Origin of the sequence: Sphingomonas sp., assembly GCF_036388215.1 — a bacterium.
In the GTDB taxonomy this organism is placed as follows: Bacteria; Pseudomonadota; Alphaproteobacteria; order Sphingomonadales; family Sphingomonadaceae; genus Sphingomonas.
The window spans coordinates 1-23233 of record NZ_DASVSH010000017.1; the positions used below are offsets into that span (position 1 = coordinate 1).

General features: G+C 64.7%; 25 protein-coding genes. 17 read left to right on the plus strand and 8 right to left on the minus strand.

What is annotated here, in order from left to right; all coding sequences use genetic code 11:
* Nucleotides 1-159: 159 nt before the first annotated feature.
* Together VF617_RS07880 and VF617_RS07885 are read left to right on the plus strand one after the other, a co-directional pair.
* Entirely contained in the window at nucleotides 160-1218 is a 1059-nt protein-coding gene (locus tag VF617_RS07880; RefSeq protein ID WP_331014325.1) for a ribonucleotide-diphosphate reductase subunit beta, read from the plus strand.
* Nucleotides 1215-2063 carry a hypothetical protein gene (locus VF617_RS07885; RefSeq protein WP_331014326.1) on the plus strand — a complete coding sequence of 283 codons (849 nt, stop codon included), beginning with the start codon at nucleotides 1215-1217 and terminating at the stop codon, nucleotides 2061-2063. The genes VF617_RS07880 and VF617_RS07885 overlap by 4 nt, the downstream gene beginning before the upstream one ends.
* Before the next feature lie 41 nt (nucleotides 2064-2104).
* Here VF617_RS07885 and VF617_RS07890 read toward each other — a convergent pair whose 3' ends face one another.
* From VF617_RS07890 to VF617_RS07900, 3 genes are all read right to left on the minus strand, one after another.
* Complete coding sequence (locus VF617_RS07890; RefSeq protein ID WP_331014513.1) at nucleotides 2105-2422, minus strand: GIY-YIG nuclease family protein; 318 nt, start codon at nucleotides 2420-2422, stop codon at nucleotides 2105-2107.
* Between the two features lie 99 nt (nucleotides 2423-2521).
* Nucleotides 2522-3664, minus strand: a complete 1143-nt coding sequence (locus tag VF617_RS07895) for an HNH endonuclease (protein WP_331014327.1) — start codon at nucleotides 3662-3664, stop codon at nucleotides 2522-2524.
* Between the two features lie 318 nt (nucleotides 3665-3982).
* Nucleotides 3983-6832, minus strand: a complete 2850-nt coding sequence (locus VF617_RS07900) for a M16 family metallopeptidase (RefSeq protein ID WP_331014328.1) — start codon at nucleotides 6830-6832, stop codon at nucleotides 3983-3985.
* 120 nt (nucleotides 6833-6952) lie between these two features.
* Between VF617_RS07900 and VF617_RS07905 the strand changes: the two genes are divergently transcribed.
* The 13 genes from VF617_RS07905 (at nucleotide 6953) to VF617_RS07965 (ending at nucleotide 18041) form a co-directional block, all read left to right on the plus strand.
* Nucleotides 6953-7528 carry a NifU family protein gene (locus tag VF617_RS07905; protein WP_331014514.1) on the plus strand — a complete coding sequence of 192 codons (576 nt, stop codon included), beginning with the start codon at nucleotides 6953-6955 and terminating at the stop codon, nucleotides 7526-7528.
* On the plus strand, nucleotides 7528-8121 hold the full coding sequence (locus VF617_RS07910; RefSeq protein WP_331014329.1) for a malonic semialdehyde reductase: 594 nt from the start codon (nucleotides 7528-7530) through the stop codon (nucleotides 8119-8121). Before VF617_RS07905 ends, VF617_RS07910 begins: the two co-directional genes overlap by 1 nt.
* 4 nt (nucleotides 8122-8125) lie before the next feature.
* Nucleotides 8126-8758 (plus strand): tRNA (adenosine(37)-N6)-threonylcarbamoyltransferase complex dimerization subunit type 1 TsaB, encoded by a 633-nt coding sequence (gene tsaB, locus VF617_RS07915; protein WP_331014330.1) that lies wholly within the window; start codon nucleotides 8126-8128, stop codon nucleotides 8756-8758.
* The gene (locus VF617_RS07920; RefSeq protein ID WP_331014331.1) at nucleotides 8755-9231 is read left to right on the plus strand and encodes a GNAT family N-acetyltransferase; all 477 of its coding nucleotides are present in this window, start codon (nucleotides 8755-8757) and stop codon (nucleotides 9229-9231) included. The genes tsaB and VF617_RS07920 overlap by 4 nt, the downstream gene beginning before the upstream one ends.
* Nucleotides 9232-9355: 124 nt before the next feature.
* Nucleotides 9356-9769: a MucR family transcriptional regulator gene (locus tag VF617_RS07925; protein ID WP_331014332.1), complete on the plus strand. Its 414-nt coding sequence runs from the start codon at nucleotides 9356-9358 to the stop codon at nucleotides 9767-9769.
* Nucleotides 9770-9879: 110 nt separating this feature from the next.
* Complete coding sequence (locus VF617_RS07930) at nucleotides 9880-10302, plus strand: Fur family transcriptional regulator (protein WP_294098850.1); 423 nt, start codon at nucleotides 9880-9882, stop codon at nucleotides 10300-10302.
* A gap of 26 nt (nucleotides 10303-10328) precedes the next feature.
* The gene (locus VF617_RS07935) at nucleotides 10329-11189 is read left to right on the plus strand and encodes a lysophospholipid acyltransferase family protein (protein ID WP_331014333.1); all 861 of its coding nucleotides are present in this window, start codon (nucleotides 10329-10331) and stop codon (nucleotides 11187-11189) included.
* A 106-nt stretch (nucleotides 11190-11295) separates the two neighbouring features.
* Nucleotides 11296-12630, plus strand: a complete 1335-nt coding sequence (gene miaB / locus VF617_RS07940; protein WP_331014334.1) for a tRNA (N6-isopentenyl adenosine(37)-C2)-methylthiotransferase MiaB — start codon at nucleotides 11296-11298, stop codon at nucleotides 12628-12630.
* A 102-nt stretch (nucleotides 12631-12732) separates the two neighbouring features.
* Entirely contained in the window at nucleotides 12733-13800 is a 1068-nt protein-coding gene (locus tag VF617_RS07945; protein WP_331014335.1) for an NAD(P)-dependent alcohol dehydrogenase, read from the plus strand.
* A 241-nt stretch (nucleotides 13801-14041) separates the two neighbouring features.
* Nucleotides 14042-15049: a PhoH family protein gene (locus tag VF617_RS07950; RefSeq protein WP_331014336.1), complete on the plus strand. Its 1008-nt coding sequence runs from the start codon at nucleotides 14042-14044 to the stop codon at nucleotides 15047-15049.
* Nucleotides 15050-15192: 143 nt separating this feature from the next.
* Nucleotides 15193-15702 (plus strand): rRNA maturation RNase YbeY, encoded by a 510-nt coding sequence (gene ybeY, locus VF617_RS07955; RefSeq protein ID WP_331014337.1) that lies wholly within the window; start codon nucleotides 15193-15195, stop codon nucleotides 15700-15702.
* 9 nt (nucleotides 15703-15711) lie between these two features.
* Complete coding sequence (locus tag VF617_RS07960) at nucleotides 15712-16635, plus strand: hemolysin family protein (protein ID WP_331014338.1); 924 nt, start codon at nucleotides 15712-15714, stop codon at nucleotides 16633-16635.
* Nucleotides 16632-18041 (plus strand): sorbosone dehydrogenase family protein, encoded by a 1410-nt coding sequence (locus VF617_RS07965; protein ID WP_331014339.1) that lies wholly within the window; start codon nucleotides 16632-16634, stop codon nucleotides 18039-18041. Before VF617_RS07960 ends, VF617_RS07965 begins: the two co-directional genes overlap by 4 nt.
* A 16-nt stretch (nucleotides 18042-18057) precedes the next feature.
* On the opposite strand, the gene VF617_RS07970 is transcribed toward VF617_RS07965, so the two are convergent.
* The gene (locus tag VF617_RS07970; protein WP_331014340.1) at nucleotides 18058-18360 is read right to left on the minus strand and encodes a polyhydroxyalkanoic acid system family protein; all 303 of its coding nucleotides are present in this window, start codon (nucleotides 18358-18360) and stop codon (nucleotides 18058-18060) included.
* Nucleotides 18360-18779, minus strand: a complete 420-nt coding sequence (locus tag VF617_RS07975) for a VOC family protein (RefSeq protein ID WP_331014341.1) — start codon at nucleotides 18777-18779, stop codon at nucleotides 18360-18362. Before VF617_RS07975 ends, VF617_RS07970 begins: the two co-directional genes overlap by 1 nt.
* Nucleotides 18780-18813: 34 nt before the next feature.
* Between VF617_RS07975 and lnt the strand changes: the two genes are divergently transcribed.
* Entirely contained in the window at nucleotides 18814-20343 is a 1530-nt protein-coding gene (gene lnt, locus VF617_RS07980; protein ID WP_331014342.1) for an apolipoprotein N-acyltransferase, read from the plus strand.
* Between the two features lie 71 nt (nucleotides 20344-20414).
* Complete coding sequence (gene metK / locus VF617_RS07985; protein WP_331014343.1) at nucleotides 20415-21626, plus strand: methionine adenosyltransferase; 1212 nt, start codon at nucleotides 20415-20417, stop codon at nucleotides 21624-21626.
* 85 nt (nucleotides 21627-21711) lie between these two features.
* Here the strand turns inward: metK and VF617_RS07990 are convergent, their stop codons facing one another.
* The 3 genes from VF617_RS07990 to VF617_RS08000 are packed head-to-tail and all read right to left on the minus strand — an operon-like array spanning nucleotide 21712 to nucleotide 23111.
* Nucleotides 21712-21954: a UvrB/UvrC motif-containing protein gene (locus tag VF617_RS07990; RefSeq protein WP_331014344.1), complete on the minus strand. Its 243-nt coding sequence runs from the start codon at nucleotides 21952-21954 to the stop codon at nucleotides 21712-21714.
* Nucleotides 21951-22535 (minus strand): phosphatase PAP2 family protein, encoded by a 585-nt coding sequence (locus VF617_RS07995; RefSeq protein WP_331014345.1) that lies wholly within the window; start codon nucleotides 22533-22535, stop codon nucleotides 21951-21953. The genes VF617_RS07990 and VF617_RS07995 overlap by 4 nt, the downstream gene beginning before the upstream one ends.
* Nucleotides 22536-22577: 42 nt before the next feature.
* Nucleotides 22578-23111: a DUF4142 domain-containing protein gene (locus tag VF617_RS08000; protein WP_331014346.1), complete on the minus strand. Its 534-nt coding sequence runs from the start codon at nucleotides 23109-23111 to the stop codon at nucleotides 22578-22580.
* Between the last annotated feature and the right edge of the window lie 122 nt (nucleotides 23112-23233).

The window sequence follows — 23233 nt, forward strand, 5'->3', positions numbered from 1 at the left end:
TGCGACGCCGCTGTTCCTCGCCCTCGTCGGCGCGCGCGCCATCGCGCTCCCTATCTCACCCGAGACGGGCCAGACGACGCGCGGAGTCGGAATCCTCCTGATCGTTCTCAGCGCGATCGTGCTCGTGCTCGCCATTTTCAATTCACAAGGAGCCCCCTGATGCCCCTCCTCCAGGCCCGCAAACAGTATAAGCCGTTCGAATATCCGTGGGCGTTCGAATATTGGAAGCGGCAGCAGCAGATCCACTGGATGCCGGAGGAAGTGCCCTTGGGCGAGGATTGCCGCGACTGGGCGCAGAAGCTCACCGATCACGAGCGCTCCTTGCTCACCCAGATCTTCCGCTTCTTCACCCAGGCCGACGTCGAGGTGCAGGATTGCTACCACGACAAATATGGCCGCGTGTTCAAGCCGACCGAAGTCAAGATGATGCTGACCGCGTTCAGCAACATGGAGACGGTGCACATCGCGGCCTACAGCCACCTGCTCGACACCATCGGCATGCCCGAGAGCGAATACAGCGCCTTCCTCCAGTACAAGGAGATGAAGGACAAGCACGACTATCTCGCGACCTTCGGAGTCGACACGGACGAGGACATCGCCAAGACGCTGGCCATGTTCGGCGGCTTCACCGAAGGGCTGCAGCTGTTCGCCTCCTTCGCCATGCTGATGAACTTCCCGCGCTTCAACAAGATGAAGGGCATGGGCCAGATCGTCAGCTGGTCGGTCCGCGACGAGACGCTGCATTGCGAGGGGATCATCAAGCTCTTCCACACCTTCTGCAAGGAGCGCGACTGCCTGACCAAGGCGGTGCGCGAAGACATCATGGACGTCTGCCAGACGACCGTCCGGCTGGAAGACGCGTTCATCGATCTGGCGTTCGAGCAGGGCCCCGTCCCCGGCATGACGCCCAAGGAGATCAAGAAATACATCCGCTACATCGCCGATTGGCGACTGGGCCAATTGGGCTTCAAGCCGATCTACATGATCGACGAACACCCGTTGCCGTGGCTCGCCCCCCTGCTCAACGGCGTGGAACACGCCAATTTCTTCGAACAGCGCGCGACGGAATATTCGAAGGGCGCGACGCGGGGGGCGTGGAACGAGGTGTGGGACTCGTTCGACAAACGGCAAAAGGCGAAGGCGGGGCCTGTGGCGAATGAGGATGTCGCCGGGGATGGGGTGGATATGTTCGCGAAGGCGGGGATTGCGGCGGAGTGAGCGCGCTCGGCTTCGGATTATTCGGCGGTTCGTTGATAGCCGCCGTCGCGGTTGGGCCCCGCGCATTCCGACAGCCGGGCACCTTCAGCATAATTGTGCTTCTAGCGGGGGTAGCGGGTTGGATCGGCATGCCCGCAAGTATTCCGGGATTTTTTGGTTTTCTCGTGGGACTCGCCGTCATTCCAGCAATCTCGGAACTGACGTTTCAATCACGAATCAGGGAAAAAAACGAGCAGTTCCGCGCAGAACAAGAAAGTCGACAGAATGAGCAGAAGGCGTTGGAAGAGCGGCGAGCTTCAGCACAAGCCGATGTGAACGCTTGGCCTTCCAGTCAGCCAGCTTGGACTCACATTTCCAAAGGCCGCCTTATGCACGTCAAAGGCCAGCCAAAATGCTTCTTCATGCTTTCGGAAAGCAAGGCGCTCCTGCGTATTGTGGAATATAGCGATGATCCGGATTTTGACGTCGCGAGTGAGTTCGGGCTTCCGCTGCAAGCCGTGATCTCGCTTAACACCGCGCAACCTACCGTTACGAAAAAGCGGTCGAAGCAAGTACCTATCACTGCAATTGAGACAAAGAACAAAAGCCCTGTGGCTCGGGGCTTGGTTGGGGGCGCGCTTCTGGGTCCAGCTGGCTTGGTCCTCGGCGCAGCGTCCGGGTTGAACAGCAAGGTCAGCAGTTCCGTGCATTATGAAACAGTGTCCGAAGAATACGACACGCTCGGGGATCCGCAGCTGATTATCGGCACTTCGAACGCAGATCGACCGGTCGTGAAAATTAAGTTCGATCCGCCAAATTTGGCGGACGAATGGCTCTTTCGAATTCAGGGCGCACAGCGGCGCTGATTCCCTCGAATCTAGAAAGACATCTCCGCAAACCCAACCCGTCACCCCGGCCCCGTGCCGGGGCCACCGCGCCGTCCGCCACCATCTCCAGCCCGAACCCCACCGCGAGGTCGATCCACGCAGAGTTCTCCCACTCGATCAAAATTACGCTTCCACTCGCGGCGATGGCGCTTGAGTTGCTTCTCGCGCGCGATGGCCACGTCCATCGTCTCGGCGACTTCGAAATAGACGAGGCGCTTGACGCCGTAACGCTTCGTGAAGCCGCCTAGGCTACCGTCACGGTGCTGCATCACACGGCCGATCCCGAGGTTCGATGTGACGCCGACGTACAGCGTGCCGTTATAGGCGCTGGCGAGGATAGACGCGGGGCGTTATGTCGCTCATTGGGACCATATTTTGCCGCCGGTTGGACCGGCACAAGGCCGGGGTGACGAAGTGAGAGTCACACCGCATTCGCTTCAGGCGTGAAAACACTCCCGCCGGTGCCACTCCAGATACCGCGCATCGGGCCTGCTCACGCCGCCCGGCAGCCGTGCCCGGCCATTGGGATAGATCAGCTTCGACACGCCTTCGATGTCGTTGATTTTGCGCGAAAGCAGGATCGCGCCCTCATCGCTCAGTGAGATCAGGCCTCTGTCGAACATCCAGTGCACCGTGCCCGACAGGGCGATCCCGTTAGTTACCCTGTCGGGGCCGCCCGCCGCCACGCTCTTGATATGCGCCGCCTGGGCTTCGGCCCGCCCCCCGCCGTTGATCAACTTCATTCCCGTCAACGCGCACCGACAATCGTAAACGTCGAGCACGCGCTTGCGGAACTGCCGGTCGCGCACTGTACGGCTGACCAGCATCGTCGCGCGATCGACCGGCCCCTCCCAAGGAATGTGCTCCTCCTGCACCCGCGCCGGCATCGGATCGTCCACCCTTGGCAGAAGGTCCTCGTCCTCGATCAGCCCCAGCCCGACAATGCGATTGAAGTCCTCGTCCGAGATCGTCCGGATTGACTGCACGGCCCGGCCATTGTTGAGCCGTCCGTCCGGGTTGAGCAGTCCGCGCTCGACCGCCTTGCCGTCGAACTGGAAAGCCACGTCGCGCCCAAGCTCCAAATACGAACCCGGCTCGATCACCGCGAGGTACATGCCCTCTGTCGCAGGATCGGGGACGATCCGCTCGACCTTGGCCACGGCGTAATAGCCGCGCGGTCCCGCGCGGCGTGGTTCCTGATAGATGATCCAGTTTCCCGCGATCCGGGACGCATTCGGCAGCCATTGCGGCCCGAACCGATAAAAGCGTTCAGGTTCGTCCTGATAGATCGAATGCGAGCCGACGACGAAAACGCCCTTGCTCGTCCCCGCACGCATCGGCTCGTCGAGCGAACCCGCCCAGCGATAAACGCCGGGCGCGAAAAATTCGAGCAGACCCATATCGCGAAGGTGCTGCAATTCACGGCTCAGTGTCTGGTGCGGCGTCGCGCCTGCCGAGCCGACATCCGCCACGATCGCGTCGAGCTCGGCATCGATCAGCGCCTGACGCGTGAAGGGAGAGCCGGCGGCCGCCACGTGCCGCCGCACGGCGGCTTCCACAGCTTCAGACCAGCTCGCCAACTACGTCTCCATAATCGCGACAATCTTCTCCGAACTGGAGGATTCAGGCCGCCGCCGGTATTGATGCCCATTCACCGATAGCGGACCGTTCCGCCGGATCGGAGACCGGAATGCATATCACCTTTATATGCGAAACCTGCGGGAGCAAGCTGGTCACACGCGATGCTTGGGCCGCATGGGACGAGGGCTCGCAAGATTGGGTGCTCGGCGCCGCCTTCGATTACGCCTTTTGCCACACTTGCGAAGCCGAGACGCACCTTGAAGAAGTCATCCTAGCAAAAGCATAGCCAGCGCGTTCGCCCGAAAGGCGGCCCCCCCTCACTTCCCCGGCACCACCACCATCGTCCAGTCCTTTTCCGGCCGCAGATATTTCACCGCCAGCGCCTGGATTTCGGCGGGCGTGGTCAGCGCGATATCCTGCGCCAGCGTGTTGATCGCTTCGATCCGCGCGGGATCGCGCGTGCCGCCTTCCACCATCCGCATCCAGAACATGTTGCCGCTCGATTGGCGCAGTAGCTGCTGCTTGAGCGGGGTCAGCGCGCGGTCCAGTTCGTCGGCTTCGATGGGCTTTGCCGCCAGGTCCGCCGCGATGCCGCGGGCGAGCTGGAAGAAGAATGCGGTCTTTTCCGGCGGCACCATGCCGAGCGCGATCAGCTTGCCGCCCGATGCCAGGCCGACGGGCCAATCGCTGGCGACGTTGGGCGAATAGCTGATCCCGGCCTGGCTGCGGAGCTGATCGATCAGCCGATCGCGGAAGACCGCGGCGAGCACGTCGAGCTTGCGGCTCTCGGTGATCCCGGCGCTGCCCCCGCCCGTGGGCCATGCGATCGCGGCCGCCGCCTGATCCTTCTTGCCGCTATGCGTGCGCACCACCGGCGCCTTCACGTGCGCGGGGAATTTCACCGGCGGCGCGGGCCGCGCCGAAACGGGCCTGGGAGCCAGCGCGCCGAACGTCGCGGTCACGGCATCGACGGTGGCGTTGGCGTCCATGTCGCCGAAGATCGAGATTTCGATCGGCCCGCTGGCGAGAAGGGGCTCCCAGAACTTGCGGAACGATGCCGGCGTGATCGCCTCGATCGCGGCGCGCGGCGGGATGCCCCAGCGCGGATCGCCCGAATGCGTCAGCGCCTCCAGGTCGCGCGACAGCACTGCATCGGGCGATGCGGAAAGCCCGGCATAAGCCGAAAGCGTGGCGGCGCGGGCGCGGATCACCGGATTGGGGTCCCATCCCGGCGCGGCCAGCTTCGCGGCGAACAGCTTGAGCTGGTCGGCAAGGTCCGCCTTGGTCGTCTGCGCGCCGAGCACGAAGGCGTCCTCGTCGATGCTGAAGTCCAGCCCGATCTGGCGGCGGCCGGTAAGCGCGTCGAGCTCCTCCTGGCCATAATTGCCGACTCCGCTCGCCATCAGCGCGGGCTCGGCCGCCCAGGCGGGAGTCTGCCGATCGGCGGGCAGCGCGTTGATGCCGCCGCCAAAGCGCACGCGCACATAGACCTTGCCGGTCTCCGCCTGGTCCTGCCGCATCAGCAGCTTCACGCCATTGGCAAAGGTGACCTGCTCGATCTGCGCGGCTTCCAGCACCGTCTGGCGCAGCGCCACCACGCCGGGCGCGCCCAGCTTGGGCAGCGCGTCGAAGCTTACGTCACCGACCAGCTTGCGATTGCCCGCCGCGACGACATTGGCCGATAGCGCGGCTGCGACCTTGGTCGTCACCGCGGGATCGGGCTTGTGGATATTGACCAGCGCGCGCGTCGCCGTGCCCTCGAAAACCTTCCTAGATGCGGCGAGGACCGACTCGGGCGTGAAGAATTTCGCGTCCACCGCGGTCTTGAAGATATCGTAGCTCGCCTCGGGCGTGGTCACTGTCTCGTTGATGTCCACGGCCTCGACCAGATCCTCGGCGATCTTGGCGCCGGCCTCGACAGGAGCGGTGTTGATCCGCTGTTTCATCGAGGATTCGATCTCGGCGAGTTCGCGGTCGATCTCGGCCTGGGTCGGCGGAGTCGTCTGCGCGTCGGCGATCACGGCGCGAACGTCGCGCAGCGCGGTTTCCCAATCGTCGCCCGCCGGCAGCACCTGCACCGTGGTCACATTGGCGGAGCGCGCTGTGTCCGAAATATCGGCCCCGGCTGCGAGGAAGGTGCCGCCCGATCGCGCGCGCGTCTCCAGCCGGCGGTTCATGATGCGGATCGCGACCAGATCGACCATGCGCTTCTGATTGAAGATCACCGTGTCCGAAAAGACCGTCCAGGGGCGAACGGTGGTCATCAGCACCAGCGGCGGGATGGCGGGCTCGACGATGCTGGAAGCGACCGGGTGGCCGGTGCTCGGCTTGCCGAAATCGGGCGTCACAGGCGCTGGGCCGGCGCCCTTCCACGCCGAGAAATGCTTGGTTACCATTTCTTCGAGCACAGCCGGCTCCATGTCGCCGATCACGATCACGGTGGCCCGCTCGGGCCGATACCAGCGGTCGTGGAACGCCTTGACGCTGTCGGCGGTCGCGCCGGTGAGCGTCTCGAGCGTGCCGATTGGCTCGCGCTGGGCCACCGGCTGGCCGGCAAAGGTCATGTCGAGCATCGCATCCTGCAACCGCACCTGCGGCCCCGGCTGCTCGCGCTGCTCGGCGAGCACCACCGGGCGCTCGGCGGTGAGCGCCGCGCTGGTGATCGCGGGGCCGGTCATCATACCCGACAGGATCTTGAAGCTCTCATCCAGGCCGGCGCGCGTCGCCATCGGCAGATCGAGCTTGTAAGTGGTGGCGGTGAAGGTGGTCGTCGCGTTCGAATCCGATCCGAAGGTCACCCCCAGCCGCTGCCAGATGCGCTTGGATTCGCCATCGGGAACATGCACAGAGCCGCGAAAGGAAAGATGCTCCAGCAGATGCGCGAAGCCGCGCTCGCTGTCCTGCTCCATCAGCGAGCCCGCATCGATCCGCACGCGCACCGAGACCTGGCCCGGCGGCACGCCATTCTTGCGCACGGCATAGCGCACGCCGTTCGGCAGCCGGCCGAATTTCCACGCGTCGTCATGAACGAGATCGCTGCCCTTGTAGAGCCAGGGATCGTCGGCGGTCTGGACCGGCCGTGATGCGGCGGCGGTCTGCGCCTGGACCGGCGAAAGCGTGGCGAAAGCAAGCGAGGCGAGAAGCGGCAAGCGCAAAAAAGAAAGCATGAAACCCCATCTAGTGGCGATCCCCCGCCCATGCCAGCGCATACCTGTCTGTCAGGTGTACGCGCTGTCAGGTGTACACGCGCGCTTGATCCGCATGCTCCCAAGCGCCACATGCACTTCATGCTGATCGAGACCGAACCCACGCCCAATCCGGCGACGCTAAAATTCCTGCCCGGCCGCGCCGTGATGGAAGCGGGCACGCGCGACTTCGCCACTCCCGAGGACGCCGAGGCCTCGCCGCTCGCCGATGCATTGTTCGGCCTTGGCGACGTTACGGGCGTGTTCTTCGGGCGCGACTTCATTTCGGTGACCGCGGCGCCCGGCGTCGAGTGGCCAGGGCTCAAGCCCGATGTGCTGGGCATCCTGCTCGATCATTTCAGTGCGAACATGCCGCTCTTTCGTCCGGGCTCCGCCGCGGGCATTTCGGTGCCGGCCGAGGCCGCGGACTATGGCGACAATCCCGAGGACGCCGAGATCGTGGAGCAGATCAAGGAGCTGATCGAGACCCGCATCCGCCCCGCGGTCGCCAATGACGGGGGCGATATCGTCTATCGCGGCTTCGATGCGGGAAAGGTCTATCTCCAGATGCAGGGTGCCTGCGCCGGTTGCCCGTCGTCGAGCGCTACGCTCAAGAACGGCATCGAGCAGTTGCTTAAATATTATGTCCCCGAAGTCACCGAAGTAAGGGCGGTCTGATGGCTGCTCCGCTCAACGACGAGGCGCTCGACCGCCTGTTCCGCACCGCGCGCACCGCCAATGGCTATAGCGACGAGCCGGTAACCGAGGCAGATATCCGCGCCATCTACGATCTGCTCAAGATGGGGCCTACGTCGGCCAACCAGCAGCCCGCGCGCTTCATGTGGCTGATCAGCCAGGATAACAGGGAGAAGCTGGCCGAGCTTTCGAGTGGCACGAACGGAGCCAAGATCCGCAAGGCGCCGGCCGCGGTGATCATCGGCATGGACCTAGCCTTCAACGAGCAGCTGCCCTGGCTATTCCCGCACGCTCCGACCGCAAAGGACTGGTTCCCCACCGAAGAGGCGCGCTACACGCACGCCTTCCGCAACTCCTCGCTTCAAGGCGGTTATTTCATCATGGCCGCGCGCGCGCTGGGCCTCGATACCGGTCCGATGTCGGGCTTCGACAACGCCAAGGTTGACGCGGCCTTCTTTGCCGACCAGCCCAACGTCCGGTCCAACTTCATCTCGACGATCGGGCATGCCGACCCATCCACTATCTTCGAGCGCCTTCCCCGGCCGGAGTTCGAGCGCTTTAATCGCGTTCTCTAGCCGCTTGCGCACACTCGTCATCGAAACCGCCACCGCCGCCTGCTCGGTCGCGCTGATCGAGGACGGGCGCGTGGTGGCCAATGCGCACGAGTTGGTGGAGCGGGGGCATGCCGAGCGGCTGATTCCGATGATCGGCGCCTTGCCCGATCAGGGCCGCAGCCCGCATATCCTGGTCGATGTCGGCCCGGGCAGCTTTACCGGCGTGCGAGTTGGGCTGGCCGCCGCGATCGGGCTCTCGATCGGGTGGGGCGCGGAGGTGCGCGGCTATTCCTCGCTTGCGCTGCTTGCGGCCGCCGGCTTCGCCGCTGACGCCGATCTCGCGAACCTTGCCGTCGTCCTCGAAGGCGGGCACGGTGAGGTCTTCATGCAGGCCTTTCATGCAGCCCCTTTCGGAGAGGACGCCCCCCTGCGTTCGCTCTCCCCCGCCGCGGCGCTGGAGGCGCTGGCCGGAATGCCGGCGATTGGCAGCGGAGTGCGTCGTCTGGCCGCGCTCGCTCCCAGTCACACGCTTGCCGAGGCCCTGCCCGACGCCGCAGATGCCAGGTTGCTGCCCAGCGCGTTCACCGCGCTTCCGCCCCGCCCGATCTACGGCCGCGCACCCGACGCCAGGACCCTTGCCGAGCGGGGGCTGGCGTGAGCGGCACGCTCAACCTGACCGAACTGCGTGAAGGCGGCATCCATGATCTGCCGCGCGTCGCCGCGATCATGCAGGAAGCATTCGATGCACGTTTCGGAGAGGCATGGACCAGCGCGCAGTGCATGGGGATGCTGTCGCTGCCTGGCGTCTGGCTGGTGATCGCGAGCCTGGCCGGCGCGGACACGGGCTTCGCGCTCGCCCGATCCACGGCCGACGAATCCGAATTGCTGCTGCTGGCGAACCGCCCTGCCGCCCGCCGTCGCGGCATCGGCGGGGCATTGCTGCGGGCCGTGATGGCCGAGGCGCGGGAGCGCGGAGCGGTGCGGATTCATCTGGAAGTGCGATCCGGAAACGACGCCGCCCAACTGTATCGTCGCGAAGGTTTCGACAAGGTCGGCGAGAGACGAGACTATTACCGGGGCAAGGCCGGCCAGTTGTTCGACGCGCATACTTATGCTCGCGACCTGCCCTGAATTAGGGCTATTCGTAATATTCCTTCCAACTGAGCCTTAAGCGCTTGCCATTTGTGGGCAACGGATCGATAGGGCGTCGCCAGACGACAGCCATAGTCGCTCAAATTGGGTCGAAAGGAATAGCATGGATACGATGTCCGACATTCAGGAAACACTGGTCACGCTCACCGCGGATATTGTTGCGGCGCATGTCAGCAACAATAGCGTCGCGGTTTCCGATCTTCCGGTTCTCATTCAGAACGTTCACGGCGCGCTGGCGGGTCTTGGCGTCGCTGCCGCCCCCCCCGAAGTGAAGCAGGAGCCGGCGGTCTCGATCCGTTCGTCGATCAAGCCAGATTTCATCGTCTGCCTCGAAGACGGCAAGAAGCTCAAGATGCTTAAGCGCCACTTGATGACGCATTATCAGATGACGCCTGACCAGTACCGCGCGAAATGGGGCCTGGCCGCCGACTATCCGATGGTGGCGCCCAATTATGCCGAGCAGCGCCGCACGCTGGCCAAGAAGATCGGCCTGGGCACCAAGCGCCGCAAGCGCTGAGCAAGCCATCAAGCTGAGCTGACAAGCGCCGGCCCGGGCAAATGCCAGGGCCGGCGTTTTGCATTTCAGTGCCCTTCCCCCTTGCGGGCAATGGCGTTACATCGGCCGGCATGGCACGCAAGATAGACCTCGAAGCCCTTTGCCACGAAAAGGGCCTGCGCATTACCGAGCAGCGCAAGGTGATCGCGCGCGTGCTTTCCGACGCCGAGGATCATCCCGATGTCGAGAAAGTCTATGAGCGCGCCTCCGCCATCGATCCGGGCATTTCGATCGCCACGGTCTACCGCACCGTCCGGCTGTTCGAAGAGGCCGGCATCCTAGATCGCCACGATTTTGGCGACGGCCGCGCCCGATACGAACCCGCTCCCGAAGCGCATCACGATCACTTGATCGATGTCGAGACCGGCCGCGTGATCGAGTTCGTCGATCCCGAACTCGAACTGCTCCAGAAGCAGATCGCCGAACGCCTCGGCTTCCGCCTCGTCGACCACCGCATGGAGCTGTACGGGGTTGCCCTCGATCGGAAGTCGTAGCGCTGTTGCGCGGAGACTCACAAAAATTGGCTGACCGGCGCGAAGAAGCGGCTGCGGGCCAGCCTTATAAGCTGACCTTCATAGAGCGCCTGCGCGTCACAGGCCGCGTGTTCCTGCTCTTGCTGCTGATCCTTACGCACGTGCCGATGCACTACCTCTGGCGGCTGCTGCATTTGCCGTCCGCCTGGCCGCGCTGGTTTCTCGGACGCGTCGGCTGGGCCGCGGGCGCCCGGGTCGAGAAGATCGGCGTGCCGCTGCGCCGGGACGTCTTCTACGTATCCAATCATTTGAGCTGGATCGACATCCTTGCTCTGGGCGGCGCGAGCGGCACGGCGTTCATCGCCAAGGCCGAACTCGCCACCGCGCCGCTCGTGGGCTGGCTCGCGGGTCTGAACCGCACCGTCTATGTCAAGCGCGAGAACCGGCTGGGCGTGGCCGAGCAGATAAACGACCTGCGCCTGGCGCTCGAAGACAATTGGGCGGTCACGATCTTCCCCGAAGGCACCACCACCGACGGACACTCGCTCCTTCCGTTCAAGACCCCGATGCTGCGCGTGCTGGAGCCGCCCCCCGCGGGGGTGATGGTCCAGCCGGTGCTCCTCGATTACGGCGCGGCGGCCGAGGAGATCGGCTGGATCGGCGATGAAAGCGGCCTGACCAATGCCAAGCGCATCATGGCGCGCAAGGGACATTTCCCGCTGCGCATCCACTTCCTCGAACCCTTCCTGCCGGCCGACTTTCCGGGCCGCAAGGCGATCGCGGCCGAGAGCCGGCGGCGGATCGAGGAGGCCTTGATCGAGGCGCTGGGCAAGCCGCTGAGGCCGTTTACTTATGCGGTCGAGGCCGTGCGCTATGAAGCCAAGCCCGCCGATCCTATCCAACCCTGATCGGGCATCCCGGGGAAAGCGGGCGTCCAGGTTACTCCGCGATGTCATCCTGGCTCTGGGCCCCGGCTTTCGCCGGTGTGACGGCTGGTGTAGAGGCCCGCCCATCATGAACGCTCAAAAAAATCCCAGGACCTTCCACGTCAAATCGTTCGGCTGCCAGATGAACGTCTATGACGGGGAGCGCATGGCCGAACTGATGGCAGCGCAGGGCATGACCGCGACCGAGGATGCCAATGCCGCCGATCTCGTCGTGCTCAACACCTGCCACATCCGCGAGCGCGCGACTGAAAAGGTCTATTCGGACATCGGCCGCATCCGGAAACACGCCTTGCGTGATCATGATAACGCCCCGATGATCGCCATCGCCGGCTGCGTCGCCCAGGCGGAGGGCGAGGAAATCGTGCGCCGCGCGAAGGTCGATGTCGTGGTCGGCCCGCAGGCCTATCACAATCTCCCAGCGCTGGTTGCGCAGGCCGCGCGCGGCGAATCCGCGCTCGATACGGATATGCCGCTCGCCAGCAAGTTCGGCGCACTCCCCTCTCGGCGAAAGGTCGGCCCCTCGGCCTTCCTCACCGTGCAGGAAGGTTGCGACAAATTCTGCACCTATTGCGTCGTGCCCTATACGCGCGGCGCCGAAGTCAGCCGGCCGTTCGACGCGATCGTCGACGAGGCCAAGGCGCTGGTCGACGCCGGCGCGCGCGAGATCACGCTGCTCGGCCAGAACGTCAACGCCTGGGACGACGAGACAGGCACCGGCCTGCATGGCCTGATCGCCGCGCTCGACAAGATCGATGGCCTTGCCCGCATCCGCTATACCACCAGCCACCCCAACGACATGCGCGAGGGCCTGATCCGCGCGCATGCCGAAGTCGAGAAACTGATGCCGTTCCTGCATTTGCCCGTGCAATCGGGCAGCGACCGTGTGCTCAAGGCGATGAATCGCAGCCACAGCCGCGATTCCTATCTGCGCATTCTCGACCGGGTCCGTGCGGCGCGGCCGGATATCGCGCTATCGGGCGATTTCATTGTCGGATTCCCGCACGAAACCGAAGCCGAATTTGCCGAGACGCTGAGCCTGGTCGATGCGGTCGGCTATTCGCAGTGCTTCAGCTTCAAATATTCGCCCCGCCCGGGGACGCCGGCGGCCGAGATGATCGAAGGCTTCGTCCCCGGCCAGGTGATGGACGACCGTCTCCAGCGCCTGCAGACCGCGCTCAACCGCCACCAGGCCGCGTTCAACGCGGGGACCCTCGGGCGAACCTGCCAGGTGCTGATCGAGCGCAAGGGCAAGCTTCACGGCCAGATGCTGGGCAAATCGCCCTGGCTGCAATCGGTGCATGTGATCACCGATGCGGCGATCGGAGAAATGGTGGAGGTCGAGATCGTCCGCGCCGATCCTAATTCCCTTGCCGGCGTTGAACGGGTGCGCGCAGCCGCCTGAGAAAAAATCACGCGAAGCGCTGAAAGGGCGTGGAATCGTTCCTATCTGATGCGAAACGCCGTTCCTTGGGGGCGACGCCCTAGCCAGATGAATTGAGATCCGATGTCCACCACCGCCAAAGCCTTTGCCGCGCTCGCCGCGGACGCACCCTTTGAACCCTTCGATTTCGAGCGGCGCGATCCCGGGCCGCGCGACGTCGCGATCGATATCCTGTTCTGCGGAGTCTGCCATTCGGACTTGCATACTGCGCGCGGCGAATGGGGCGGCACGCTCTATCCTTGCGTGCCCGGGCACGAGATCGTGGGCCGGGTGCGCGCGATCGGCAGCGAAGTGGCCGACTTGGCAGTAGGCGACCTGGCTGGGGTCGGCTGCATGGTCGATAGCTGCCGCACTTGCCCGGCGTGCCGGGAAGGCGAAGAGCAATATTGCGAAGGCGCCGGCTTCGTCGGCACCTATAATGCGCCGGACAAGCATCTCGGCGGCCACACCTTCGGCGGCTATTCGGACCACATCGTGGTCGACAGGGATTTCGTGCTTCGCATCGGGCACGACGAGAAGGACCTGGCCGCGGTCGCGCCTTTGCTGTGCGCCGGCATCACCACTTATTCCCCGCTCAGGCACTGGAAGGTCGGGCCGGACCAGAAGGTCGGCGTCGTCGGCCTTGGCGGGCTCGGCCATATGGGCGTCAAGATCGCCGCGGCGATGGGCGCAGACGTTTATGTCTTCTCGACATCGCCGGGCAAGCGCGAGGATGCCAAGCGGCTGGGCGCTAAGGACCTGATCGTATCGAAGGACGCCGAAGCGATGGCCGGCCATGTCGGCAGCTTCGATTTCATCCTCAATACGGTCGCGGCCAGCCACGACCTCGATGCGTTTCTGGCGCTGCTCAAGCGCGACGGCACGATGACGCTGGTGGGCGTGCCCGAGGACCCGCATCCCTCACCGAACGTGGCCAACCTGATCTTCCGTCGCCGCGCGCTCGCGGGCTCGCTGATCGGCGGCATCCGCGAGACGCAGGAAATGCTCGATTTCTGCCGCGATCACGGCCTGGTCTCCGATATCGAGATGATCGACGCACGGGAGATCGACGCCGCTTATGACCGGATGGTGAGGAGCGACGTGAAGTATCGCTTCGTGATCGACATGCAATCGCTGAAGCGACCTGCCTGACACGCTGCGGGGCGGGGCTTGCCGGCCCGCCCTCGCCATTTCGGCACCGACCGTGTGCCCTGAAATCCTCACTCCGTAGCCTTTCGCGCGTCGCCGCGAATTGCGCTGTCATTGCACGATTGCGTCTGCCAATCTGCGCTTCGCACATGCGCCACGGAACCACCCGCTTCGCTTCCGGTTACGCCTTGGCGGGCCGCGCACGCACTTCGCTTCACCGCATTCCTCCGCCCGAAAGGATCGCATGAGCCGCAAGCCTGTCCAGGCCCAGTCCAGGGAACGCTCCCGCACCGAGGTGACGTTCGACAAGCCCCAGCTCCTGCCGCAGCTTTTCGGCGAGTTCGACAGCAACCTGCTCGCGCTGGAAGAACGCCTGGGCGTCTACATCCACGCGCGCGGCCAGCGCGTGCAGATCGAGGGCTCGGCCGAGGCCGTCGCGCATGCCCGCGAAGTGCTACAGGAATTGCACAGCCGGGTGATCCGCGGTGAGGATATCGACACCGGGCTGATCGAAGCGGTCATCGCAATGTCGAGCGAGCCGATGTTCACGGGGATCGCCAAGGCGGAGGCAAGCAACGGCGGCAGCCCTCCGGGAATCATGATCCGCACCCGCAAGAAGACGATCGTCCCCCGCTCGGCGATGCAGACGCATTACATGCGCGAGCTGGTCTCGAACGACATGATCTTCGCGCTGGGCCCCGCAGGCACCGGCAAGACCTATCTCGCCGTGGCACAGGCCGTCGCCCAGCTCATCACCGGGAGCGTCCAGCGGCTGATCCTGTCGCGCCCCGCGGTAGAGGCTGGCGAACGGCTGGGTTTCCTGCCCGGTGATATGAAGGAGAAGGTCGATCCCTATCTTCGCCCGATCTACGACGCGCTGTATGATTGCCTGCCCGCCGAGCAGGTCGAGCGGCGTATCGCTAGCGGAGAGATCGAAATTGCGCCGATCGCCTTCATGCGCGGCCGCACGCTGGCCGATGCCTTCGTCATCCTCGACGAGGCGCAGAACACCACGCCGGCGCAGATGAAGATGTTCCTCACTCGCTTTGGCCAGAACAGCCGCATGGTGATCTGCGGCGATCCAAACCAGACCGATCTTCCCGGCGGCCCGGCCGCCAGCGGCCTCAACGACGCTGTGAACAAGCTGGAGGGGATCGAAGGAATCTCCACCGTGCGCTTCTCCACTGCGGATGTGGTGCGTCATCCGATCGTGGGGCGCATCGTCATGGCCTATGAGGGGGCCAATGCTTGATCTGCTTTTTGCTCCCCTCCCTGCAAGGGAGGGGCTGCGGGTGGGTACGCGCCCCGTAGGGACGCGCTTTACCGCAGCCGGTAAAGGCTCGCTTCGCTCGCACCCACCCCTAACCCCTCCCTTGCAGGGAGGGGAATAGTAGGATGCTTGACGTTGCCGCGCTTCACGAAGCACCTTGGCCCGATCATGACTGGGAAAACCTCGCGATCCGCGCGGCGGAGGCCGCAGTGCGCCAGACGCCGTATCTCGAGTGGATCGACCACGACGCGGTGATCGAGATCGCGGTTCGCTTGACGAGCGACGCCGAAGTCCATCTTCTCAACAAGCAATATCGCGACAAGGACAAGCCGACCAACGTCCTCTCCTTTCCGATGGTCCAGCCAGATCTGCTCGAAACCGTCACGCAGAACAGCGATGATGGCGAAGTGCTGCTGGGCGATATCGTCCTGGCGCACGGCGTGTGCGCGGCAGAAGCATTGGAGCGACAGGTCAGCATCGAGGATCATGCCACGCATCTGATTGTTCACGGCGTGCTGCATTTGCTAGGCTATGACCATCAGGGAGACACAGATGCCGAGGCGATGGAGGAAATGGAGCGCGCCGCGCTCGCCTCGCTCGGGCTGCACGACCCCTATTCGATACGCGAGGACTGAACGACACTCATGCCCGAGGGCCAAAGTAGCACCGCCGCCGCCGACACCGCGGAGGAGTCCAGCAACAGCGGCGGGATATGGCGATCTCTCCGCACGCTCTTGTTCGGCGATGCCGAAGAGGAGACGCTGCGCGACAGACTCGAAGACGCCATCGACGAGCATGAGGAAGATGGCGGCAAGGCCCCTGCAGGCGACCTCGCGCCTATCGAGCGCCAGATGCTGCGCAACCTGCTCCATTTCGGCGAGCGCGACGCGGGCGACGTGGGCGTGCCCCGCGCGGACATCACCGCGGTGGACGAGACCACCAGCTTCGCCGACCTGGTCAGGCTCTTCGCCGAGGCCGGGCACAGCCGTCTGCCAGTTTACCAGGGCGCGCTCGATACCGTCATCGGGATGATTCACATCAAGGACGTATTCGCGATCCTGGCGACGGGCGCGACGCACCCGCCGACGCTCGCCGGGCTGATACGCCAGCCGCTCTATGTGCCCCAATCGATGGGCGCGCTCGATCTGTTGGCGCAGATGCGCTCGAGCCGCACGCATCTGGCGATGGTGCTCGACGAATATTCGGGCACCGACGGCCTGATCACGATCGAGGACCTGATCGAGGAGATCGTCGGCGAGATCGAGGACGAGCATGACGAAGCGCCGACCGCGTTGCTGATTCCGATCGACGGCGGCGGCTGGGATGCCGATGCCCGCGCCGAACTCGAGGATGTCGGCACGACGGTCGACCCCCGGCTCGCCGAAGTCGAGGAGGATGTCGAGACGATCGGGGGGCTCGCTTTCGTTCTGGCGGGGCATGTGCCGCGCCCGGGGGAGTGTCTCATGCACGATAGCGGGTGGATGCTGGAGATCGTCGCGGCGGATGCGCGCCGCGTGACTCGCCTGCGCCTTCATCCGCCCGAGGAATTCGCGGAGATCGAAGAATGAAACACTGGCTCAGGATCACACTGATCGCGCTCGCCTTGCTGATCGTCGTCGGCGGAGGGCTGTTATATTGGGCGAGCCGGCCCGATATCGCACAAGTCAGCGAGCTCGACGGCACTGGCCGGGCGCCCAAATTCACCCAGACCCGCACCCAGAATTTCCCGACCATAGCCGTCGCCAAGGCAGTGGGCTGGGCCGGCGGAGCGAAGCCCGTCGCGGCTGCGGGACTCCAGGTCACGGCCTTCGCCGACAGGCTGGATCATCCGCGCTCGCTCTATCGCCTGCCGAATGGCGACGTGCTGGTCGCCGAGGCGAATTCGCCGCCGCGCGAAGGCGGCGGGATCACCGGCTGGGTGATGGGCATGATGATGAAGAAAGCCGGAGCGGGCGTGCCCTCCGCCAATCGCATCACGCTGCTGCGCGACACAAATGGGGACGGCGTGGCCGATCTGCGCTCGGTCTTGCTCGCCAATCTAAATTCGCCCACCGGAATGGCGCTGGTCGGCGACTGGCTTTACGTCGCCAATACCGATGCAGTGGTCCGTTATCCGTTCAAGCCGGGCGAGACGCAAATTACCGCCAAGCCCGAAAAGATCTTCGCTCTGGCCGGTGGTGGCAATCACTGGGCGCGCAACCTGGTCGCGGCGGCGGATGGCAAGAGCCTGTACGTCGCAGTCGGTTCGGCGTCGAACATCGCGGAGAACGGCATCGAGGCCGAAGGCGAAGCGCTCTACGCGACCCGAGGAAGGCCTTCGGAAATGGCCAGCCTTGGCGGCGGCACCAAGGGCGCGCGCGCGGCGATTCTCCAGATATACCCCGATACAAAGAGCGGCCGCGTCTTCGCCTGGGGCCTGCGCAATCCGAACGCGATGGCCTTCGAACCCAGCTCAGGCGCCTTGTGGACCGTCGTCAACGAGCGCGACATGCTCGGATCGGATATGCCTCCCGATTATCTCACCCAGGTCGACCTGGGCGCCTTTTACGGGTGGCCGTGGAATTATTGGGGCGGCCATGTCGATAAGCGCGTGACTCCCGAGCGGCCCGATCTGCGTCAATATACCAAGCGCCCCGATTTCGGGCTGGGCGCGCACACCGCGCCCTTGGGATTGACCTTCGCCTCCGAGGCCAAGCTTGGCGCGAACTATGCCAGGGGCGCATTCATCAGCCTGCACGGCTCATGGAATCGCGAGCCCCCCTCGGGTTACAAGATCGTCTTTGTTCCCTTCGGCGACAACGGCTTCCCGGCGGCGAACGCCAGGCCTGTCGATTTGCTCACCGGCTTCCTCGGCAAGGACGGCAAGACCGCGCAGGGGCGGCCGGTCGGGGTGATCACCGATGCGACGGGGGCGCTGCTGGTGGCCGACGATGTCGGCAACACGATCTGGCGGGTGAGCGCGGCCACGAAATGAGGGTCGCCCGTCCCGGTTATTTGAGCAGCTTGGTCGCCCCGCTCGCCAGCTTTTCGCGAATCTTGCTTGCGAAAAGCGCAAGCATGGGCGGAAGGTCGATTTCAGCGTGCACCTTGTCCTCGAACACGTCGAGCCGGCAGCCCACCTTCTGGCCCATAGCGGCCACTCCAAAATGGAGCGTATCGCCTTCCCATCGTTGATCTACGGTCCCCCCGCCCGGGATCATTTCGGCGAGCTTGCCGACCCCTCCCGCGATCCGCGCCCGCGCCGCATCGCGGCCCAGCTTGTGGGGAATGTCTACCTTGACCGGCTCAGCCATCAGCTTGCGAACAAATTTGCATCATCGGCAAACGCCTTGAACTCCAATGCGTTGCCGCTGGGGTCCTGAAAGAACATCGTCGCCTGCTCGCCGATCTGCCCCTTGAACCGCACATGGGGCGCGATGCCGAAGGGAACCCCGGCCGCCTCGACGCGGGCGGCCAGAGCCTCCCAGTCGGGCATCGTCAGCACCACGCCGAAATGCGGGACGGGCACATCATGGCCGTCCACGTCGTTCGCGACTGCAAGCGGCTTCGCCGCCGGATCGAGATGCGCCACGATCTGGTGGCCGAACAAGTCGAAGTCGATCCAATGATCGGACGAGCGCCCCTCGGGGCAGCCAAGCACGCCGCCGTAAAAGGTTCGCGCCGCCGCCAGGTCATGGACCGGAAAAGCTAAATGGAAGGGTCTCAGTGTCATAGCCTCGCCTTAGCCGATCGGCTAAGCGCCGGCCATGCTCCGCTACCCCCTCGCCATCGCCCTCGCAGCCGGCCTGATCTCGGCGACCGGCTTCGCGCCGCTGTCGCTCTGGCCGCTCGCGCTGATCTGCTTCGCGCTATTGCTCTGGCTCACCCACGAAGCGCCCAGCCTGAAGAGCGCTATGCTCCGCGGCTGGGTGTTCGGCGTCGGGCATTTCACGATCGGCAATAACTGGATTCAGCACGCCTTCGACTTTCAGGACAAGATGCCGCCGGCTCTGGGCTATCTGGCGGTCGTCCTGCTTGCATTGTACCTGGCCATCTATCCGGCGATGGCATGCGGGCTGGCGTGGCGATTCAAGGGTGCGGCACCGGACCTGCCCTTCATCCTCGCCGCCGCCGCCGCCTGGATCGCCACCGAGTATCTGCGCGCCACGATGTTCACCGGCTATCCGTGGAATCCGCTCGGCGTAGTCTGGGTGGCTGTGCCCGGAGTGGCGCAATTGGCGGCGTGGATCGGCACTTATGCGCTTTCGGGCGTCACTATCGCGATTGGCGGTGCGCTGTATCTCGCCGGCTTGCGTCGCTTCCGCCCGTTGGCCGGTGTGACCCTTGCGTTCGGCGCACTGGCGCTGTTCCTCCACCCACGCACGCTCGATGCCGATCCCAGCCGGCCCCATGTCCGCGTCGTCCAGCCAAATATCGGCCAGGAAGGCGTCGGCGCTCTCGACTATCCGCAGCGCGCACTCACCAGGCTGATCCAGCTCAGCGGCGCGCCGGGCCCAGCCCCCCGGCTGATCGTCTGGCCAGAGGGGATGGTGAATTACTATGTCGAGGATAATTACCCGGACGCCCACTTCTATTTCGCCGGCGATCCGCGCTGGGTGCGCGGCAACATCGCGGCGACGCTCGGGCCGAAGGACATGGCGCTGATCGGCGGCAACGCATTGTTCTTCGACAGTGCCGGCAAACTCAGCGGCGCGGGCAATTCGGTGTGGCCGATCGACCCCTCGGGCACGCTCGGCAAGCGCTACGACAAGGCGCATCTGGTGCCGTACGGCGAATATCTGCCGATGCGAACATTGCTGGCCCCGCTCGGGCTCGCGCGCCTAGTGATGGGCGATGTGGATTACGTCCCCGGCCCCGGGCCCGCCGCGATTCCCGTGGCCGGCTTCGGCAATGTCGGCGTAACAATCTGCTACGAGATCATCTTCTCGGGCTCGATCGTGGATCGCGCGCATCGCCCCGATCTGCTGTTCAATCCTTCCAACGATGCGTGGTTCGGCAAATGGGGCCCGCCCCAGCACCTCGCCCAGGCGCGAATGCGCGCGATCGAGGAAGGGCTGCCGATCCTTCGCGCCACCCCCACCGGCATCTCGGCGGTGATCGACGCGAAGGGTCAATTGCTCGGCACGATCCCTCTTGGCCAGCAGGGTGCGATCCAGGTTCCTCTGCCCGCGCCGCTGCCGCCGACGCTGTTCGCACGGTTGGGGAACTGGCTCGCGCTTGGGCTGGCTCTGCTGTTCGTCGCTTCCGCCGTTGCGCTGCGCCGCCGCAACCGCTAGGGCACATATAAGGAAAGCTTTATATGGCATGGCAACGGCCGGCTTTCCCCCGCCTATCTTAAAGGAATATCATGCGTTCCAATTATCTCTTCACGTCCGAATCGGTCTCCGAAGGCCATCCCGACAAGGTTTCGGACCAGATTTCCGACGCTATCGTCGATCTGTTCCTGTCCAAGGATCCGGAGGCACGCATCGCCTGTGAGACGCTGACCACTACGCAGTTGGTCGTTCTCGCCGGTGAGATTCGCGGCAAGGGCATCATGGACGAAGCCGGCAACTGGGCTCCCGGCGTGCGCGACGAAGTCGAGAAGACCGTCCGCGATACCGTCAAGCGCATCGGCTATGAGCAGGAAGGCTTCCACTGGAAGACGCTCCGCTTCGAGAACAATCTGCATCCGCAGTCGGCGCATATCGCGCAAGGCGTGGACGCAGGCGGCAACAAGGACGAAGGCGCCGGCGATCAGGGCATCATGTTCGGCTATGCGGCCAACGACACGCCCGACCTTATGCCGGCGACGCTCTATTACAGCCACAAGATCCTCGAGCAGATGGCGGCCGACCGCCATTCGGGCGCAGCGCCGTTCCTCGAGCCTGACGCCAAGAGCCAGGTGACCTTGCGCTACGAAGGCAGCAAGCCCGTCGCAGCCACCGCGATCGTCGTCTCGACCCAGCACGGCAAGGGCTATGACGAAGGCGACAAGGAAGCCGAGCTCCACGCTTATGTGAAGAAGGTCGTTGCCGGCATTCTCCCCGCCGAATTGCTCTCGGACGCGACCGAGTACCACATCAATCCGACCGGCAGCTTCGAGATCGGCGGCCCGGACGGCGACGCCGGCCTCACCGGCCGCAAGATCATCGTCGACACCTATGGCGGCGCGGCCCCGCACGGCGGCGGCGCGTTCAGCGGCAAGGACCCGACCAAGGTCGATCGGTCGGCGGCATACATCACGCGCTATCTGGCGAAGAACATCGTCGCGGCCGGCCTCGCCCAGCGCTGCACGATCCAGCTGGCCTATGCGATCGGCGTCTCCAAGCCGCTGTCGCTCTATGTCGATACGCACGAGACCGGCACCGTGGGCGACGACAAGATCGAGGAGGCGATCATGGGAATCGCGAAGCTGGGCGGGCTCACTCCTCGCGGCATCCGCACTCATCTGGCGCTCAACAAGCCGATCTATGAGCGGACCGCCGCTTATGGCCATTTTGGCCGCAAGGCCGAGGGCGACTTTTTCCCTTGGGAAAAGACCGACTTGGTCGAGGATCTGAAGGCCGCGCTAGCCTGAACCTGACTGCGACGAGAACGACGGGCCGGGAGAGCAATCTTCCAGCCCGTCGTTCAGCGCTTGCCGCGTCTTCCGGTGTTCGCGGTCATCGCGCTCGGCTTGCGCGGGGGCTTCCACCCCGCGGGACGCGCCGGTGTCGGGTCCCGATCCCCATCGCGCCCGGTTGCTGCCGCGTGAGGCCCGAATAATCCGCGCCAGCAGCGCCTTCGCCACCGGCTTGCCGCAGGACAAGCCATTCGTTGCGCAGTGCGGCCGCAGCCTCGAAATCGCCGCGCTCGGCGGCAGTGAGCATCGCCCGCTCGACCGCTTCAATAGCTTTCTGACTCACGTGAGCGCCTTCACTACGCCGTTCACAACGGCTTCACTCGCCAGCCCGATCGCTGCGCCCGCAGCGACATCGCTCGGGAAATGTGCGCCAGTCAAAGGCTGGGCCAGCGCAATCAGAGCTACCGCCCCGCCAACCACTGGCGTTGCGGCGGGATATTCGCGCGCCAATGCCCGGCCGACCGCGAAGGCCCCCGCGGTGTGCCCGGAGGGAAAGCTGTTCCATGGGCCCCGATCCTTGTCGCCATTCCGGTCACGCTGCCGCGAATAGCGCCCGTCCGCGAGCATTTTCCCGGGCCGCTTTCGCGCGACATGATGCTTGACCAGCGCCTTGGCCCCGGTCGCCACGATTTCGCTCGCCAGCATGCGCAGTCCGGTGCGGAGGAGTCGGGGCTTGCGCAATGCCGCCCCGACCACGGCGGTTACGGCACCGATCGCGATGAGCGGTGGCTGATCGGCGATCTCGGCCAATCTGCCGAATCCGCCAACCAGCCGCGTGTTCCGGTATTGGGCCGCCGCCGCACCCAGCGCCGCGTCGGCCCGCTCCAGGCGCCCTGCGCGCTTTGCTCCGCGCGGTGCCGTCATTTCAGCCGTCATTGCCCTGACAAACTCGTACCAAGTGCGAAATTACCGCACCCGGATCGCTTCGATCCGGTCGATGTGGCGCTGGATGATCGGCACCGCGGTGGCTGCCGCGCGGCGCAAGGCCTGCGCGTTCCCGCGCTCGGAAAAGTTCATGTGCAGCTGCAGTGCTTCCTGGTGCGCGGTACGCTGCTGGTCCAGAAATGCCCGGTCGAAGCCGCCCCGTCCGGTGCGGTTGAGTTCGTTGATCATCGCGCGCTGGTGCGGCTCCAGCATCGGGGGCATCGGACGCAGGCGGTCGCGTCGCGCGGCGGCGGTCACGTCGCGCGTCGTCATCTGGTGGTGGCTGATCAGCATGGTGGCTAGGGCCCGCACTTCCCTGTTGCGCGACTTCTGCAGCGCAATTCGCGACGACCGTATCTCATACAGGTCGCTGGCGCCGGCCTTCATCACATATGCCCTCGCGTGCTCGGGAGTGGGGTCCATGGCGCGGCTAGGCGCGTGATGAGTCTGCGCCGCCACGGGGGCGGCGAGCACGGGCGCGGCAAATGTCGCAAGAATCGCAAGTGCAATCTTCATGATTTTCCTCCTCTGTTTCAGCCTCAACCCCGCTCCACAGCTTCCGTTCCCCGGCTTAACTATTGTTAGGAAAGAACAAATTCCGGCGGTTCACAGCCGATCCGCGCTCGGCTACCGCTCCG